19 protein-coding genes are annotated in these 18238 nt (G+C 44.4%); 2 read left to right on the top strand and 17 right to left on the bottom strand.

Features of this window, described 5'->3' with window-relative positions; all coding sequences use genetic code 11:
• Positions 1–130: 130 nt before the first annotated feature.
• The 17 genes from BHV73_RS08395 to BHV73_RS08315 form a co-directional block, all read right to left on the bottom strand.
• On the bottom strand, positions 131–691 hold the full coding sequence (locus BHV73_RS08395) for a F0F1 ATP synthase subunit delta (RefSeq protein WP_286737933.1): 561 nt from the start codon (positions 689–691) through the stop codon (positions 131–133).
• 19 nt (positions 692–710) lie between these two features.
• Positions 711–1211, bottom strand: coding sequence for a F0F1 ATP synthase subunit B (gene atpF, locus BHV73_RS08390; RefSeq protein WP_286737930.1), 501 nt, complete (start codon positions 1209–1211; stop codon positions 711–713).
• A 12-nt stretch (positions 1212–1223) separates the two neighbouring features.
• Positions 1224–1481: an ATP synthase F0 subunit C gene (gene atpE / locus BHV73_RS08385; RefSeq protein WP_005829122.1), complete on the bottom strand. Its 258-nt coding sequence runs from the start codon at positions 1479–1481 to the stop codon at positions 1224–1226.
• A gap of 60 nt (positions 1482–1541) precedes the next feature.
• Positions 1542–2711: a F0F1 ATP synthase subunit A gene (atpB, locus tag BHV73_RS08380; RefSeq protein WP_087411895.1), complete on the bottom strand. Its 1170-nt coding sequence runs from the start codon at positions 2709–2711 to the stop codon at positions 1542–1544.
• Positions 2695–3120: a hypothetical protein gene (locus tag BHV73_RS08375; RefSeq protein WP_022218825.1), complete on the bottom strand. Its 426-nt coding sequence runs from the start codon at positions 3118–3120 to the stop codon at positions 2695–2697. The genes atpB and BHV73_RS08375 overlap by 17 nt, the downstream gene beginning before the upstream one ends.
• A gap of 34 nt (positions 3121–3154) precedes the next feature.
• The gene (gene atpC, locus BHV73_RS08370; RefSeq protein ID WP_009121030.1) at positions 3155–3400 is read right to left on the bottom strand and encodes an ATP synthase F1 subunit epsilon; all 246 of its coding nucleotides are present in this window, start codon (positions 3398–3400) and stop codon (positions 3155–3157) included.
• 32 nt (positions 3401–3432) lie between these two features.
• Positions 3433–4953: a F0F1 ATP synthase subunit beta gene (atpD, locus tag BHV73_RS08365; protein ID WP_009121031.1), complete on the bottom strand. Its 1521-nt coding sequence runs from the start codon at positions 4951–4953 to the stop codon at positions 3433–3435.
• A 476-nt stretch (positions 4954–5429) separates the two neighbouring features.
• Positions 5430–5663: a YecH family metal-binding protein gene (locus tag BHV73_RS08360; protein ID WP_087411894.1), complete on the bottom strand. Its 234-nt coding sequence runs from the start codon at positions 5661–5663 to the stop codon at positions 5430–5432.
• Positions 5664–5967: 304 nt separating this feature from the next.
• Positions 5968–7002, bottom strand: coding sequence for a UDP-glucose 4-epimerase GalE (gene galE, locus BHV73_RS08355; protein WP_009121033.1), 1035 nt, complete (start codon positions 7000–7002; stop codon positions 5968–5970).
• Between the two features lie 216 nt (positions 7003–7218).
• On the bottom strand, positions 7219–7797 hold the full coding sequence (gene rsxA / locus BHV73_RS08350) for an electron transport complex subunit RsxA (protein WP_009121034.1): 579 nt from the start codon (positions 7795–7797) through the stop codon (positions 7219–7221).
• A 28-nt stretch (positions 7798–7825) separates the two neighbouring features.
• Positions 7826–8410, bottom strand: coding sequence for an electron transport complex subunit RsxE (rsxE, locus tag BHV73_RS08345; RefSeq protein ID WP_022218821.1), 585 nt, complete (start codon positions 8408–8410; stop codon positions 7826–7828).
• A gap of 15 nt (positions 8411–8425) precedes the next feature.
• On the bottom strand, positions 8426–9112 hold the full coding sequence (locus BHV73_RS08340) for an RnfABCDGE type electron transport complex subunit G (RefSeq protein ID WP_087411893.1): 687 nt from the start codon (positions 9110–9112) through the stop codon (positions 8426–8428).
• Entirely contained in the window at positions 9109–10101 is a 993-nt protein-coding gene (locus BHV73_RS08335; RefSeq protein ID WP_009121037.1) for an RnfABCDGE type electron transport complex subunit D, read from the bottom strand. Before BHV73_RS08335 ends, BHV73_RS08340 begins: the two co-directional genes overlap by 4 nt.
• Positions 10102–10124: 23 nt before the next feature.
• On the bottom strand, positions 10125–11462 hold the full coding sequence (gene rsxC / locus BHV73_RS08330) for an electron transport complex subunit RsxC (RefSeq protein WP_087411892.1): 1338 nt from the start codon (positions 11460–11462) through the stop codon (positions 10125–10127).
• Between the two features lie 38 nt (positions 11463–11500).
• Positions 11501–12391 (bottom strand): Fe-S cluster domain-containing protein, encoded by an 891-nt coding sequence (locus BHV73_RS08325; protein ID WP_286737886.1) that lies wholly within the window; start codon positions 12389–12391, stop codon positions 11501–11503.
• A 38-nt stretch (positions 12392–12429) separates the two neighbouring features.
• Positions 12430–12849: a SoxR reducing system RseC family protein gene (locus BHV73_RS08320; protein WP_278423334.1), complete on the bottom strand. Its 420-nt coding sequence runs from the start codon at positions 12847–12849 to the stop codon at positions 12430–12432.
• A gap of 203 nt (positions 12850–13052) precedes the next feature.
• Entirely contained in the window at positions 13053–14483 is a 1431-nt protein-coding gene (locus tag BHV73_RS08315; RefSeq protein WP_009121041.1) for a DUF3078 domain-containing protein, read from the bottom strand.
• 209 nt (positions 14484–14692) lie between these two features.
• Here BHV73_RS08315 and pyrG point away from each other — a divergent pair, with 209 nt between their 5' ends.
• Together pyrG and yidC are read left to right on the top strand one after the other, a co-directional pair.
• On the top strand, positions 14693–16306 hold the full coding sequence (gene pyrG / locus BHV73_RS08310; RefSeq protein WP_009121043.1) for a CTP synthase: 1614 nt from the start codon (positions 14693–14695) through the stop codon (positions 16304–16306).
• Positions 16307–16345: 39 nt separating this feature from the next.
• The gene (yidC, locus tag BHV73_RS08305; protein WP_286737885.1) at positions 16346–18193 is read left to right on the top strand and encodes a membrane protein insertase YidC; all 1848 of its coding nucleotides are present in this window, start codon (positions 16346–16348) and stop codon (positions 18191–18193) included.
• The last annotated feature ends 45 nt before the right edge of the window (positions 18194–18238 follow it).

Raw genomic sequence — 18238 nt, 5'->3', positions numbered from 1 at the left:
ATTTTAGTATTTACTATTTAACGATTTACTATTTTACTTTCTGAAGAAACGAATCATATACCGCTTTTGACCTCTTACAACTTACCCGTCACAATACTAAATAGTAAATTGCAAATTGTCAAATCGTAAATCACACGATTCTTCTGTTCTTATCAATGAACTGTTGTTTCACTCTCTTTAGCTGAGTAGCAATACTGGCATCCAGACGGAAATCGTTGACGTCGAATATAAATCCGCCTTCAATAGATGGGTCGACATCTGTCTGTAACTCCATTTCGGCATGTAGCAGATGGGAAGCGCTGTTTCGGATACGTTCCCAAATCTCATGGCTTACGGGTACGGCGGTCGTCAGTTTCGCAATCCCGATATGCCTGCTCTTTCTGTATAAATCCAGATAGCTCAGACAAATATATTGCAGAAACGCCTCACGCCTGTTTCTTAATACCAGCGTAATGAAACGGGCCAACTCACGCTCGGCAGGAGCATCCCCCACGGCCGCGGTACAGATAAGCGAGAATTTCTCCCGTACCGACAGTACCGGATTCTCCAATGCCGTACGCAAATCAGGATATTTCTCGAAACTCCGGCTCAACGTACGCATTTCAGTATATAGTCTGTCTTCCGTACCCGTGCTCTTGGCATACTCCATAAGAGCCTTTGCATATCGCATCGAAACAATTCCTATATCCATTTCTTCTAAAGATTAATGATTAGTGATTGGGCGTCAGCATCTCATCCAGCATACGGTCAATCATTTCCATCTGGTCTTGCTTCTCGTCCAGATTACGACGGATAATCTTCTCCGCAATATCTACCGATAGTACAGCAACCTGACGGCGAATATCGCGGATAGCTTCTTCCTTCTCTTGCTGAATCTGCTGTTTTACATCATCCAGTTCCTTCTGCGCAACGGCTTCCGCATGTTTACGCGCTTCGACAATAATCTTGTCACGCTCGTGCATTGCTTCCCGCATGATGCGTCCCTGCTCCTTGTTCGTGGCAGCAATCAGCGCTTCACTCTCCTCTTTCAGTTTGGCGAGTTGGGCGTTTGCCTGACGTGCCACTTCCAGCGACTGGTCTATGTAGGTCCTACGGCCTTCCACCATTTTAGTAATGACGGGAAAGCCGTACTTGGCCAATATCACAAAAACCACGCCGAATGAAAGGAGCATCCAGAACAGCAGACCACTATCAGGTAATAACAATGACATAATTTTATCTTTTTATAAGAAGAATACCAACAGACACACAACAACTGCCAACAATGCGACACCTTCAATCAAGGCGGCGGCAATAATCATGTTCATACGAATATCTCCCGATGCTTCCGGTTGGCGTGCGATGGCTTCCATGGCGGAACCGCCAATCTTACCGATACCTACACCTGCGCCGATAACAGCTAAACCAGCACCAATGGCTGCACCCAATTTACTAACTCCAACACCTGCCGCAGCAGCTTGCAATAATACAGATAGTAACATAACTTTCAGTTTTTAAATTGTTATTCTATTAATGTTTATTTTCTCGATTTTATCACTCCATCACTTTATAGCCTTCTCCTCCGCTTTCTCTTTGTGTTCCTCTTGCGCCAGACCGATGAACACGGCCGACAGCATCGTAAACACATAGGCCTGGATAAAGGCTACCAATAATTCCAATGCGTTCATAAAGATATTAAACAGCACCGAAGCCACCGTTAATGTCCCGTTCAAAGCAGGTCCCATACTCGCCGATATGAATATCAAACAAGTCAGCACCAGCATTGCCATGTGTCCCGCCAGCATATTGGCAAAAAGACGTATCATCAGAGCAAACGGCTTCGTAAAGATTCCGAAGAATTCTATGAACGGCATCATGGGTACAGGCACTTTCAACCACCAGGGTACATCTGGCCAAAAAATGTCTTTCCAATATGTTTTGGTTCCAAAAATATTGACGGCAAGGAACGTACAGACAGCCAGGACCATCGTAATGGCAATGTTTCCGGTGACATTCGCCCCGCCCGGGAAGATAGGAATCAATCCCATGAGGTTATTTATGAAGATAAAGAAAAACGCTGTCAGCAGGTAAGGGGCAAACTTACGGTACTTTGGTCCCACACAACTCTTTATAATGTCGTCGTTCACCATCATAATGAACATCTCCATAAATCCTATGAAACCGCCCGGCGCCGCACTGCCTTGAGGATGCTTGCGATACCATTGGGCCACGCTCAGAATAATGACAAGCAATAAGACGCTATTGATAAGCAGTGCCAACGTAACTTTCGTAATGGATATATCCCAAGGACGCACCTCATTACCTGCGGCATCGTATTCTACCAATTTTCCCTCGTACTTACTGCCTTCCGGAGCGATGGACAACCCCTCGTAGCTTCCGCCGTTTTCTTCCAAACGGGAAGAAAGGAAAGTGTGCCATCCTGTTGTACTGCTATATACAATGACAGGCAACGGAATGATAACATGCGTTTCCCCAAAAGCTGTAATATGCCATTCGTACGAATCGCCAATATGCCCGAATACGATTTCCTTTACATTCACCGTATTCTTCTCTTGCTCTGCAGAGGTTACATCATCACGTTGGGCTATACTGTCGAGTTCGGCCGCAAGTCCATTTTGTGCAACAGGAATACTGTCGGCCTGCACAGAGGCGGATAACAATAATCCCCACACCAGCAACACCCCGGTTAGTATGTTACGCAATTGTTTCATTTTTTTGTTTCATTTTCTTTTTCAACTTCCGGTTAGCTTCAAAAGTGAAGAAAAACCAAGAGTCATAAATCAAATATATCAGATAGTTCGCGATAAACGTCAGCAGGAATTCTTTCGCTTCTTCACGCACGGCAACGCAATATACCAGCATCACAATGATAGAAGCAAGCATTCGCATAACGCGCATCAACAGGTATATCTGCAACATCCGCCCCGGCATCCGGTGACGGCAGCTTTCGACCATGCTTATCATAAACACACCGAAAACCAAGAAGAAAATCGGTATCAACGGATAACCGCCAAAATAGTGATGCGGGAATACCGAATAATAAGCCCAACCGCCTATACCGCCTACCAATACCGTTAAGAGCGCTACCTGCCACAAATAATTTCGTTTTGTAATACTCACATCGATTCAATTTAAGGTTCAAAATCAAAAGGGGTCAGTCTACGCAAACCGAAACTTTGTTGCCGTTCATCTCCACAAAACCGCCATGAATATCCTGTACATGCTCTTCTCCGTCTTTTGTTACATAAGCCAGTGTACCGGCTTTGAGCGAAGACACGATGGGCGCATGTTGCGACAAAATAGTAAACGAACCAAGCGTACCCGGCAATGTAACACTGTCGACCTCGCCATTGAAGATTTCCTTATCCGGCGATACAATATCCAAATGCAGTCCCTTCATTTTTTTAGTCTATTGAAATTTAAATATTCAAACTACTTCTTTGCCTGTTCCAACAACTTCTTACCTTTCTCTATCGCTTCTTCAATAGTTCCGACATTCAGGAAAGCCGGTTCGGGCAGATAGTCAACTTCACCGTCCAGAATCATCTTAAAGCCTTTGATGGTATCTTCGATAGAGACCATCGTACCGGGAACTCCGGTAAACTGTTCGGCTACGGCAAAAGGCTGGGACAAGAAACGCTGTACGCGACGAGCGCGATTTACCAATGTGCGGTCGGCATCCGAGAGTTCTTCCATACCGAGGATGGAAATAATATCCTGTAATTCTTTGTTGCGCTGAAGAATCTGCTTTACACGTTGAGCTACTTCGTAGTGTTCCTGACCTACAATGTGCGGGTCGAGAATACGCGAGGTGGACTCCAACGGGTCGACAGCCGGATAAATACCGAGCTCGGTAATCTTACGGCTCAATACCGTTGTTGCGTCCAAATGCGTAAAGGTAGTGGCAGGCGCAGGGTCGGTCAAGTCGTCGGCAGGCACATAAACAGCCTGTACAGAAGTAATAGAACCGTTGCGCGTAGAAGTAATACGTTCCTGCATAGCGCCCATTTCCGTTGCCAGTGTCGGCTGATAACCTACGGCCGAAGGCATACGTCCCAACAATGCGGACACCTCGGAACCTGCCTGAGTGAAACGAAATATATTATCAATAAAGAACAATATATCGCGCGGGCCATTCGTCTCGGAACCCATATCACGGAAAGACTCGGCTACCGTCAGACCGGACAATGCAACAGACTGACGTGCACCCGGCGGTTCGTTCATCTGACCGAATATCAAGGATACCTGCGATTTAGCCACTTCGTTATAATCAACTTTGGAAAGGTCCCAATGACCTTCTTCCATTCCTTTCTTGAATTCTTCGCCATAGCGGATCACACCGGATTCAATCATTTCCCTCAGCAGGTCGTTACCTTCACGGGTACGCTCTCCTACTCCGGCAAACACAGAAAAACCATTCTGTTTCTTGGCGATATTATTGATTAACTCCTGAATTAATACAGTCTTACCTACACCTGCGCCACCAAACAAACCAATCTTACCGCCCTTACTGTATGGTTCCAGCAAGTCGATAACCTTGATACCCGTATAGAGAACTTCCTGTACGGTAGTCAAATCTTCAAATTTAGGGGGTTCGCGGTGAATGGGATAAGCGCCGGCACGATCCAATTCTTTCATTCCGTCGATAGAGTCGCCCACAACGTTCATCAAGCGGCCTTTGATTTGTTCTCCTATCGGCATGGTGATAGGTCCGCCTAACGGGTAAACTTTCATACCTCTCTGTAAACCGTCCGTACTATCCATAGCTACGGTTCTCACGGTGTTTTCACCAATGTGCTGTTGTACTTCCACAATCAGTCTCTTACCGTGGTTCTTTTTTATTTCCAGCGCGTCGTGAATGCTTGGCAGCATCAGTTCTGCCTCTGTACCTTCAAAATAGACGTCTACAACAGGTCCGATAACCTGAGAGATATGTCCAACAATCTGTGACATAAGCAATCTTTTTATATTCTGTTTTCTTAATTATTATCCAGTAAAGTTGTAAGTCGTCGCGTAAATCTTCTACCAGCCATGTCGCGTCCTTCATCATCCAATTTCACTTGCTCTCTTAACATTTGCGTCAGGCTATTTGTTCATTTAAAATAGTTACATAAACAACCTCGCAAATGTATAAACAAATCACGTCTAATTGTTCTCCTTAAAAGCTTTTTTTCTATAAATTATACGATTTTGAACGATTTATACTACAATAGGAACAATTTGTTCCATATACAATAACGTTGGTTAACAATTAGTAATGCACCTAATTATAAAAAACAGTTAATTGCGCCTCATATTCCACCAATAAATATCGGCGAACAAGATTCTAAGTTTATTTCAAAAAGAAACTTGGCATAAGAAATACATGTATGTTTCTTATGCCAAGTACAAATATATTCAATTCCGTATGGGAAGAATATTCAAGATAATCAATGATTGCAGACCTTGGTAACATCTACCGTAAATCCATTGCCGGCAGGCATAAACTTACCTTTCATTTTAAGAAATTCAATAAGAGTATCGATGTCCATATTATCAGCCGAACAAGCATAGAACCGCTGGTCTTTACCGAACTTGCGAACGATTGCTTCTTTTAACGACAATTCCGTATAACTGTTGCCTTCCATCATGTGAAGAACTTCATGAGCGTGTAACTGTTCCATAATCTTTTTTCTTGCAAAGATAAAGCAAGGAAGAACTCCCGATTGTAACAAATGTGACAAAACTAATGAAAAAAACAAAAAATAAGCCCTGTCTCGCGACAAGGCTTATTCACAACACAAACACAAAATAAAACACGACAAAACTACTATGCAATCTTACCTGTCTATGCCGGGGAGGCATATGTACTAATTACGGATATTCACATATACATAAGCAGCTTCAGGCTGATTTGCATGTAATAAACAAATGCGGGGAAGCATTTGTTTATTTTCTATCTGTTAAAAAACACAAATCCGTTTATTCTTATTGAATACCTCTTTCACGAAGTTTCAACTGCCAATTCCATGCGGAACGTAAAGTATCTTCAATACCCTCTTCCGCTTTCCAGCCTAATTCATTGTTAGCCAGTTCAGGATTAGCCCATACTTTTTCAATATCTCCGGCACGACGGCCCACAATCTGATAATTCAACTTCACGCCGGTAGCCTTCTCAAATGCGTTAATCAGCTCCAATACGGAAAGACCCCGTCCTGTACCGATATTGAATACTTCAACTTTCTCTTTCTGTTTCTTCTCCAAAATACGACGGATAGCTACGACATGAGCCTTTGCCAAATCCACCACATTAATGAAATCGCGGATGCAAGAACCGTCAGGAGTATCATAATCATCACCGAACACACTCAGCTTCTCACGGATACCGATAGCAGTCTGAGTAAGATACGGTATCAAGTTCTGCGGCACACCGTTAGGCAATTCACCAAGCAATGCCGTAGGATGAGCGCCTATCGGATTGAAATAACGCAGCAAGATAGCATTGATAGGAGCGCCGGAAGCAACTGTATCACGAACAATCTCTTCGTTGATTTGCTTCGTATTTCCGTACGGGGATTCCGCCTTCTTTATAGGAGCTTCTTCCGTGACAGGGAGTTGGTCGGGCTGACCATATACAGTACAAGAAGAAGAGAATACAATACCCTCCACTCCATGTTTAGGCATCAGTTCGAGCAGATTTATCAAAGAAACCAAGTTGTTGCGATAATACAGCAACGGCTTTTCCACAGACTCTCCCACAGCTTTGCTCGCTGCAAAATGAATAATTGCTTTGATACCTTTATATTTAGCGAACACAGCGTCAAGACCGGCATAATCCAAGCAATCCAATTTCTCAAATACGGGACGGATACCCGATACTTTTTCGATATTGTCTACAACATCTGCGCTGGAATTTGACAGATTATCAATAATAACAACTTCATAGCCTGCGTTTTGAAGTTCTACAACAGTATGAGAACCGATATAGCCGGTTCCGCCTGTAACCAAGATTTTCTCTTTCATATTAAATAGATAATTTAGCTTTTAGGTTATCACTAGGCCACAAATGTAAGGAAATAAATTCATAAAGTATATACATGGCGGAGAAAAATTAGCGAAAGATTACTCCACCCTGACCGTGCGCGATAACTCCTCATATAAAAGACAAAGCGAAAGAGCTATCCTCTTCTTTTACAAAGAGAACAGCTCTTTCGCCTTATCTTGACTTCCAAGTATATCTTAGATTTTAACTACACCGGAGAAGCCCATAAATGCCATAGCCAGCAAACCGGCGGTAATCAAAGCTATCGGAGTTCCCTGCATGCCTTTCGGTATGTTTACCAAGCTCATCTGTTCGCGTAAACCCGCAAAGAGTGTCAACGCTAAACCAAAGCCAAGGGCAGTGGAGAATGCGTAAACCACACCGGTCAGCAAATCGTAATCTTTCTGGATAACGAGAATAGCTACACCGAGAATACAACAGTTCGTCGTAATCAAAGGCAAGAATACACCTAAAGCCTGATATAAAGAAGGGGATACTTTTTTCAGGATAATTTCCACCATCTGCACCAATGCGGCAATCACAAGGATAAAGGTGATGGTTTGAAGATACCCTAAATCGAAAGCATCGAGCACATACTTCTGAATGAGGAACGTTACGATTGTTGCAATGGTAAGCACGAAAGCCACCGCTGCCGACATACCCAACGCCGTCTCCACTTTCTTGGACACACCCAGGAACGGACAAATACCCAAGAACTGCGACAACACAATGTTATTGACAAAGATTGCCGAGATAAATATCAATATATATTCCATAATATCAATTCTAATTATGAATTACAAACTACGCTTTCTTGAAGCTGTTAACCAACGCAATGAGGTATCCCAACGCAATAAATGCACCCGGAGCAAGTACAAACACCAACATTCCGTATTCTTCGGGAAGAATCGTAAGATTGAAAATCTTACCCGTGCCCAGGAATTCGCGAACAGCGCCCAGCAAAGTCAAACCTAAAGTAAAACCGAGTCCCATGCCCAAACCATCGAACATAGAAGCCACCGGACCGTTTTTGGCGGCAAAAGCTTCGGCACGTCCCAGCAGGATACAGTTTACCACAATCAACGGAATAAATAAGCCTAACGTCGCATACAATGCAGGAACATAAGCTTGCATTATCATCTGCAATAATGTTACGAATGATGCGATAACGACCACAAACGCAGGAATACGTACCATATCCGGAATAAGATTCTTAATCGCAGAAATCACCACATTGGAACATATCAGTACGAATGCCGTAGCCAAGCCCATACCCATACCGTTGATGGCAGATGAAGTAGTACCCAGTGTAGGACACATACCAAGCAGGAGCACAAACGTAGGATTCTCTTTAACAATCCCGTTCATCAATACTTTAAAATTATTCATATCTCTACTCCTTTCTTATTTAGCACTGACAGAATCAGTGAGTTCAACTTTAATGGTAGCTCCCGTAGCCGTATTGGTATCAGCGGCTTCTTCCACATTCTTTTGAGTAGCTCCCGTAGCTCCATCGGCTGTGTTTTGACCGGCATACGCAGCGTATGCAACATTTACAGCGTTCAGGAACGCACGTGAAGTAATGGTTGAAGCTGTAATAGCGTCTACTTTACCACCGTCTTTACTTACAGTCAGAGGAGCTTCACCGGGATTCATACCCGTAATATCTCCCTTGTTTCCTTTCTTAAACCAATCGGCAGCCTTGGAACCCAATCCCGGAGTTTCTACGTGCGACAGCAAGGAGTAATCGATAATCTTGCCCTCAGCATCGAAACCGACCAGGACTTTCAGTTCACCGCCGAAGCCCATGGCTGCCGCTTCAACAGCCGCGCCAATGAATTTACCTTCTTTGGTGGCGGGATATACGGAGTATTCAACACCGTTAACCTCTTGGGTTTTCTTTTCCGCAATCGGGTCATTGTCAAAACCGGGAACAACTGCACTGACTGCATCGCTCAAGGTCTTGGCATTGGCTTGCGCAATAGGTTCTTTTGTCAATTCGTTGACATAGGCCAGCAAGGCTACGGAAATAGCAGTAACTCCCGTAAGCACCAGCAACATATTCTTTAAGGATGATTCTAACTTTTTCATTTCTTCTTCGCTACCTCCCCAAAGCGTTTAGGTTTAACATACGTGTTAATCAGCGGAGTGAACGCATTCATAATCAGAATAGCGAACGACATACCTTCGGGATATGCACCGAACAGACGGATGATGACTGTCAGCAAACCGATACATACGCCGTAAATCAACATTCCCTTATGGCTCATCGGAGAAGTGACATAGTCCGTAGCCATGAAGATAGCACCCAACATCAAACCGCCGGACAGCAGTTGTATCACCGGAGACACATAGATTTCCGGATTAGTCCAATACATGATACCGGAAAAAACAAATACCGTTACCAAGATGGAAACAGGAATATGCCAGGTTATAATCTTCTTCCACAACATATAAGCCAATCCCAATAGCAGAGCCAATGCGCTGACTTCACCCAAACAACCGCCGTTATTACCGATCAGCAGGTCGAAAGATGCAGGAAGGTCGCTTAAAGACATTCCCGGAGCACCGCTGATTACACCTTTCATAATAGCCAACGGTGTAGCAGCCGTAGTGGCATCCGTATAAGCGGTCAACTGTCCCACGGCAGGCCATGTAGTCATCTGCACAGGGAATGACAGCAGCAAGAACACACGTCCTGCCAATGCCGGATTAAAAGGATTACAGCCCAGACCACCGAAAGACATTTTGCCTACGCCGATAGCAAACAATGCGCCTAAAATGATAATCCAGATAGGAAGATTGGAAGGCAGGTTGAAGGCCAGCAACACACCGGTGATAATGGCAGAGCCGTCACAGATAGTTGTGGTTTCTTTCTTCATCAGGAATTTGCCGATAGCCCATTCAAAGAACAAGCAGGCCGCTACGGAAGTAGCCGTAACAATCAGTGCGCCCAGTCCGAAAAAGTAAAGCGATACAAGAAATGCAGGAATCAATGCTATAAGCACGCCGTACATATTCTTCTTTACGCTATCACCGCCGTGAACATGGGGCGAAAGGGATACGATTAATTTATTCATAAGATTATACTAAATTAATTCTTTCATTTTTTTACTTGACGTGCACGTATCATCGCTCCTACTTTTCCCTTACCTAAACGGATGTAGTCCAACATCGGACGGTTGGAAGGACAAGTGAACTGGCATGAGCCGCATTCGATACATGACATGATATCTTCTTTCTCTACTCTCTCAAAGTCTCCGTGAGCCGATACAGTAGCAAGCAAGTAGGGTTCCAGTCCCATCGGACAAGCACCTACGCATTTGGCGCAACGGATACACGGTTGTACCTCACCGCGCTTAGCCTCTTTATCGTTCATAATCAGAATACCGGAACTGCCTTTAGCTGTCGGCACATCGGTATTTACCAGAGCTTTACCCATCATCGGTCCACCGCCGATAACCTTACCCGTATCTTCGGGCAAACCGCCACAAGCATCAATCAGCTGCTTCATCGGCGTACCGATACGTGCCAGGAAGTTAGAGGGTTTGGACAAAGATTTACCGGTAACGGTAATAACGCGTTCAAACAGCGGCTTATTCTTCTGCACAGCCTGATATACGGCAAATGCGGTACCTACATTCTGCACCACAGCACCCGTAGAGATAGGCAATGCGCCGGCAGCAACCTGACGGCTGATAACAGCGTCAATCAACTGTTTTTCACCGCCTTGCGGATATTGCACTTTCAAAGGCACAACCTCGATACCGGCATAACCGGCGGCTACTTTCGTCATCAGCTGGATAGCATCGGGTTTATTGTTCTCGATACCGATAAATGCCTTGTTTACTTTAACGGCTTTCATCAAAATAGAAACACCTACCATTATCTCTTCGGCATGCTCCAGCATTAACTGATGGTCGGCGGTCAGATACGGTTCGCACTCTACGGCATTGATAATGACACATTCCGCCTTAAATGCAGGCGGCGGACACAATTTTACTTGTGTCGGGAAACAAGCGCCGCCCAAACCTACGATACCGGCGTCCGCAATCTTCTTCACGATTTCCTCGGCTGTGAGGTTACACTCTTTTACCAACGTATCGGTACGGTCGATGGATTCTTCCCACTCATCTCCCTCTACATCAATGAAGATAGCCGGTTTAGCGTATCCGCTGGCATCGACAACTGTGTCAATTTTAGCGACCTTTCCGCTGACAGACGAATGGATGGCTGCCGATACGAAGCCGCCGGGTTCGGCAATCTTTGTACCTACTTTCACAACATCACCTTTAGCTACGATAGGCTTTGCAGGAGCACCGATATGCTGGCTCAATAAGATAACGGCTTTTGCCGGAATCTCTGCCTTCACGATAGGCTGATGTGCTGAAAGTTTATTTTCGTGTGGATGAACTCCACCAATTGAAAATGTCTTCAACATACAATTCTGTATTTTTAGTCGTTTAATTTCTTTTAATATTATGCCTCTGCTTTCGGCGCTTCTGTTGCCTTAGGAGCCGCAACCGGAGTTTCCCCCTCTGCCTTTGGCTTACGCGGCGGGAAGTTCAGTGCTATAATTGTGCCCTGCGGACAAACTTCTTCGCACTTACGGCAAGATTTACACTTATTCGGGTCGATATAGGCCAGATTATTTTCCAATGTAATTGCTTCGAACGGACATACTTTCACACACTTGCCGCAACCGATACAAGCTACGGTACAAGCCTTACGTGCCACAGCACCCTTATCCTTGTTTACACATTGTACATACACCCGGCGGGATTTCTTACCTTGCGGGCGGATTTCAATAATGTTTCTCGGACAAGCCTTAGCGCATGCGCCACAAGCAGTACATTTCGCTTCATCCACCTCCGGAAGTCCGGTTTCGGGATTCATGTGAATAGCATCGAACTGACAGGAAACCACACAGTCGCCACAGCCCAAGCAGCCAAAGCTGCAACCGGTTTCACCACCGTAAAGAGAAGATGCGATAGCACAACTCTTTGCGCCGTCATATTGATTGACGCGAGGACGGTTAGCGCATGTTCCGTTACATCTAACCACTGCAACCATCGGTTCGGCGGCGGCAGCATCCAATCCCAGGATTTCAGCAACCTTAGTCATAACGGGTTGTCCACCCACCGGACAAAGTTTACCTTCAAGCGAACCGGCCTTCACGCAAGCATCGGCAAATCCGCTACAACCCGGGTAACCACATCCACCGCAATTTGCTTGGGGAAGCACTTCTGCCACCTGTGCAATTCGCGGATCTTCATACACGGCAAATTTCTTGGAAGCTACATAAAGAATAGCCGCTGACACCAGCGCTATCGCTCCCAATGAAATTACTGCAATCAGAATTACATTCATAAATTAGTTGTTTATTAATTATTTGTTTTATGTATTAGTTAGTTCATGGGGCTTATTGAGAAAGAGAACTTCTTTCCCAACCGCGACTTGTTCAGCCACAATATATAGTAATAAGGTATAAGGAGAGCCAACGAGCAAAGCGCCGAACCCAACTCGTCATTCCATATAGCCATAAAGATAAAAAGGGAAAAGATTAAAACAAAAAAAGGTAGTATAAAGGCTAACAGAACCGCCATCACTCCCATCGATAATTCGCCGATAACCCATACACGGTCACCCGGCTGATAGGAAGATACGTTATCGTCTGTAACATCGATGAGCTTCTCTTTCGTATCGGCGGAACTGCAATGTCCTTTGATACTGCATGAAGCGCATGCCGAAGTTTGAATAATTCTCACTTGAAGATGAGAACCGTTTATGTTTTCCACAATACCCTGATGTTTTATAGTATTCGCCATTTTGCAAAGTGTGCATTACAAATCGCGGCAAATTTACGCATTATTTGCGAACTGCAAGGGATTAGATAACTTTTTCTGTGTGCGTAAACGTTCTTTTTCCTGATTTTAGTGATTTTTCTTGATTTTTTCTACCGGAAAAAGAAAAAGAGCGCTCCGTTGTCATCCAACGGAGCGCTCTTTTCAGCCGTTAACAATATATATGGTTACCATTTGTAATTGATACCAAAACTCAACAATTCCTTTACTTGGAAATAGCTGTCTCCTTCGGTCGGCTTGGCGCTATCATCAAAACGGGCATGAACATAGAGCTTGGTGGAAAGATAACGGTTCAACACAAAATTAACCGTATTTTCCCACTCGATACGCGTCCATTCATAACTGGTCTGGAAATCCAGCCGTGAGTCCAAAACAATGGAAGGAATGATAGTCCATGACAAAGTCGGCTGTATTTGAGAACCGAAATTGTGCTTGACGCATGTGCCCTCATCCAAACCAAACTTCACTTCATCCACATCTTTATTGCCTACATAGCGCAGCATATAAGTCAACGGAGCTATGAAAACAGATAAGTTGAACTTTTTCTTTTTCAATTTATAATCCATACCGATACTGGATGACCAATCCGCCGGAGCGAAGAATGCAGAAACCAGTTCCTCACTGTTTGCTTTATAACCATGGCAGAACTGCGTTTTAAATTCCGTAGAAACGGTATAGTACCATTTGGATGCAGCCTGAATACCCAATTTACTATAAATACGAAGTTGGTCGGTACTTACCAAATAATCGTGAAATTCATCGGAAGGCGCGGAGCTGAAACCTAATTTAGCGTCCAGCATATTCTCCCATTGAACCTTCTCTTTATCATTGTAATTGGCAAACAACTGCAAGTTGGCAAGCAAAGCGTTGGTACTTTCACCACCTTTGTACCAGTTATCGGAAATATAGTTTTGCGTAATCTGCAACGAACCGTTTCCGCCGGTCACCCACCAGTTAGGCTTCTGTATCACAACTTCAGCTTCTTCCTTCACTCCCACCATTTTCTCTTGGGCAAAAAGCTTTGCTACGGAAGGTTTGGAAGAAACTTCCTTTTCTATATTATCTTTGAACAATTTCTTCTTTTTAATCTCCTTTTCAGTCATTACCACTAAATCCGGGCGATTGATATACGTACTCATCATCACACGATCCACAACCTTATTGGCATTCTCTTTCGACAAGAAGCTCAATGTATCGAAAGGCAAAAGCTCTTTTGTCAGGGCAGGTACCGTATCAGGTTTCTGAAAAGTCCAGTTGACCTGCGACATACGTTCCATCGGAGCATAATAATAAGTAGTGGGAACGAACATGCGGTAGTAATTCGGATTGTACGCGATGTAGCGTTCGGGAGTAGCCGGATCATTCAAATAATTCAGTACCCCGAAATACTTCTCATACAACACAGAGACCGTATCCAACCGATATCCATCATTGTAAGGTTTCAGCTTCAATATCCAGTTTTGACTCCAAATACCCGACAATGTATCCGCATTCTCCGTTACAGCCTGTTTCTTTATATTCTTTGCAGAATTCTGAGCTATCACCGGAAATGAAAGTAGTGCGGCAACCAATCCTATTAAAACGCGTCTATTCCTCATACTTTTTTCTTAAAATCTATATTTGAACGCAAAATTAAATCAAAATGTTCAGATAACAAAAGGTAGGAAGTGAAAGTTTATCAGAACCTTATTATGCGCACATATTCCACTTTTTATAATTGTTTTCACTAAACTGTTATGTACTTCCTCTTTTTTTTCATAATTTTGCGCTTTAATTTTTAGAGAAAACATTTAAAAACAGTATAGCTGTGGGAGAAACAAAGTATATTTTCGTCACCGGTGGCGTTGCCTCTTCATTAGGTAAAGGTATTATTTCGTCATCCATCGGTAAATTATTGCAAGCAAGAGGTTATAAAGTAACGATTCAAAAGTTCGACCCGTATATCAATATCGACCCGGGCACACTGAACCCTTATGAACACGGAGAATGCTACGTAACGGTAGACGGTCACGAAGCTGACCTTGACTTGGGACACTATGAACGCTTCCTGGGCATCCAGACTACCAAAGCTAACAACATTACAACCGGACGTATCTATAAGAGCGTTATCGACAAAGAGCGTCGCGGCGATTATCTGGGAAAGACCATTCAGGTGATTCCTCATATCACAGATGAAATCAAGCGTAACGTAAAGCTGTTGGGCAACAAATACAAGTTCGATTTTGTTATTACTGAAATCGGCGGTACGGTAGGTGACATCGAGTCTCTTCCGTATTTGGAGAGTATCCGCCAGCTGAAATGGGAACTGGGTAAAGACGCGTTATGCGTACACCTTACTTATGTGCCCTACCTCGCCGCTGCCGGTGAATTGAAAACAAAACCCACCCAGCATTCCGTAAAAGAATTGCAAAGCGCCGGAATTCAGCCCGACGTGCTTGTGCTCCGTACGGAACACGAATTGAGCACCAATTTACGCAAGAAGGTAGCCCTTTTCTGTAACGTGGATGAAAATGCCGTTGTACAGAGCATTGATGCGCCGACTATCTATGAAGTGCCTATCTTGATGCAAGCTCAGGGATTGGATGAAACCATTTTGAAAAAAATGGGACTTCCTGTGGGCGACACTCCGGGACTGGGCCCCTGGCGCGCTTTCCTCGAACGTCGTCATAAGGCAGAAACAACAGAACCGGTACACATTGCGCTGGTGGGTAAATACGACTTGCAGGATGCTTACAAATCCATCCGCGAAGCCCTTTCACAAGCCGGAACATATAATGACCGCAAGGTATCCGTAGATTTTGTAAACAGCGAAAAGCTGACAGACGAAAATGTAGCGGAAGCATTAAAAGGTATGTCGGGTGTTCTCATCGGACCGGGCTTCGGCGAACGCGGCATCGCAGGTAAATTTGTAGCTATCAAATATGCGCGTACGCACGATATTCCGACATTCGGTATTTGCTTGGGCATGCAGTGCATCGCCATCGAATTCGCCCGCAATGTCTTGGGATACGCAGACGCCAATTCACGCGAAATGGATGAAAAGACTCCTCACAACGTTATCGACATCATGGAGGAACAAAAATCCATTACCAATATGGGTGGTACCATGCGCTTGGGCGCCTATGAGTGCGTATTGCAAGAAGGCAGCAAAGCATACGAAGCCTACGGAACAGAGCACATACAGGAGCGTCATCGCCACCGTTACGAGTTTAATTCCGCCTATAAAACGGAATATGAGGCAGCAGGCATGAAATGCGTAGGTATCAATCCGGAATCCGATTTAGTGGAAATCGTGGAAATTCCTGCATTGAAATGGTTTGTAGGAACCCAGTTCCACCCGGAATACAGCAGTACAGTATTACACCCGCACCCGTTGTTCGTAGCCTTTGTGAAAGCTGCGATTGAAAATGAAAAGAAGTAATCATTACTAATTAATAATAGATAATTCATATTTGACTAAATGGATAAAAATACCATCACAGGCCTTGTCCTAATAGCCGTTTTGTTAGTCGGATTCAGTTTCCTAAGCCGTCCGAGCAAGGAGCAGCTGGCCGCACAGCAACGTTATTATGACTCCATAGCCCAAGTACAACAACGCGAAGCTGACCTGAAAGCAAAGGCGGAAGCCGCCCTGGCTAATGACAAAGAAGCTCAAACGGCAGATTCCACCGCCCTATTCTTTAATGCGCTTCAAGGAACCGACTCACAGGTTACAATACAAAACAACCTGGCGGAACTGACGGTAGCCACTAAAGGCGGACGTATTTCATCAGCTACGTTGAAAGAGTATATGGGACAGGACAAGAAGACTCCTGTTACTTTATTCAGCGGCGACGACGCTTCCATGAACTTCCTTTTCTACAACAAAAAGGAAACGATACAGACGGAAGATTACTACTTTACAGTGGTAAACCGTACGGACAGTACCGTAACCATGCGTTTGTCGGCAGATAGCGCCAGCTATATCGACTTTAATTATGCCATGCATAATGACACCTATCTGGTAGACTTTACGATTGACGCAACAGGCATGGCAAACAAACTGGCAAGTACCGACTATGTGGATATCGAGTGGTCGCAACGTGCACGCCAGATAGAAAAGGGATATACGTACGAAAACCGTTTGTCGGAACTGACTTATAAAATTACCGGAGACGGAACCGACTATCTATCCGCCGGTAAGAATGATGAAAAAGAAGTCGCAGAACGTTTGGACTGGATTGCTTTCAAGAATCAGTTCTTCTCTTCTGTATTCCTGGCCGATGCAGACTTTGAAAAGACCAAGTTAAACTCAAAAATGGAAGCGCAGGGCAGCGGATATATCAAGGATTATTCCGCTGAAATGAGTACGGCTTTCGATCCGACGGGTAAAACTCCTACTCAACTGTTCTTCTACTTCGGTCCGAACCACTACAAAACACTGACTGCGCTCGATAAGGGACGTGAGGATAAGTGGGAACTCAACCGCTTGGTATACTTGGGCTGGCCGTTAATCCGCTGGATAAACAAATGGTTCACCATCAACATCTTCGACTGGTTATCCAGCTGGGGATTGAGCATGGGTATCGTTTTGTTGCTGATGACACTGATTGTAAAAGCAGTGGTATTCCCCGCAACCTGGAAAACGTATATTTCTTCTGCTAAAATGCGCGTCCTGAAACCTAAAATCGACGAAATCGGCAAGAAATATCCCAAGCAGGAAGATGCCATGAAGAAACAGCAGGAAGTAATGGGATTGTATAGCCAGTACGGTGTCAGCCCGATGGGCGGATGTTTGCCTATGCTGATTCAGTTCCCCATCTTAATGGCCTTGTTTATGTTCGTACCGAGTGCTATCGAGCTTCGCCAGCAAAGTTTCTTGTGGGCCGATGACTTGTCTACATACGACGCATTCATCAACTTCCCGTTCCATATTCCGTTCCTGGGCAGTCACCTCAGTTTATTCTGTTTGTTGATGACCGTAACAAATATTCTGAACACCAGGTTTATGATGCAGCAGCAGGATACCGGCGCCAATCCGCAAATGGCGGCTATGAAATGGATGTCATACCTGATGCCTGTTATGTTCCTGTTCATATTGAACGATTATCCTTCGGGACTGAACTATTACTACTTCATTTCCACGCTTATCAGCGTAGTGACTACGCTCATCATGCGTAAGATGACTAATGAGGAAGCTCTTCTTGCACAACTGGAAGCGAAGAAGAAAGACCCGAAGAAAATGAAGAAAACCGGCTTTGCCGCCCGTCTTGAAGCCATGCAAAAGCAGCAAGAACAGATTATGAAAGAAAAACAGAACAGGAAATAAAACTTCCGTTCAAGATATTTTTTCAGAAGGGAGCCGGACAATTCG

Source organism: Bacteroides sp. 44_46, assembly GCF_001915465.1.
In the GTDB taxonomy this organism is placed as follows: Bacteria; Bacteroidota; Bacteroidia; order Bacteroidales; family Bacteroidaceae; genus Bacteroides; species Bacteroides clarus.
The sequence above is the reverse complement of the archived record's forward strand: the minus strand, read 5'-3'. Positions and strand labels throughout refer to the sequence as shown.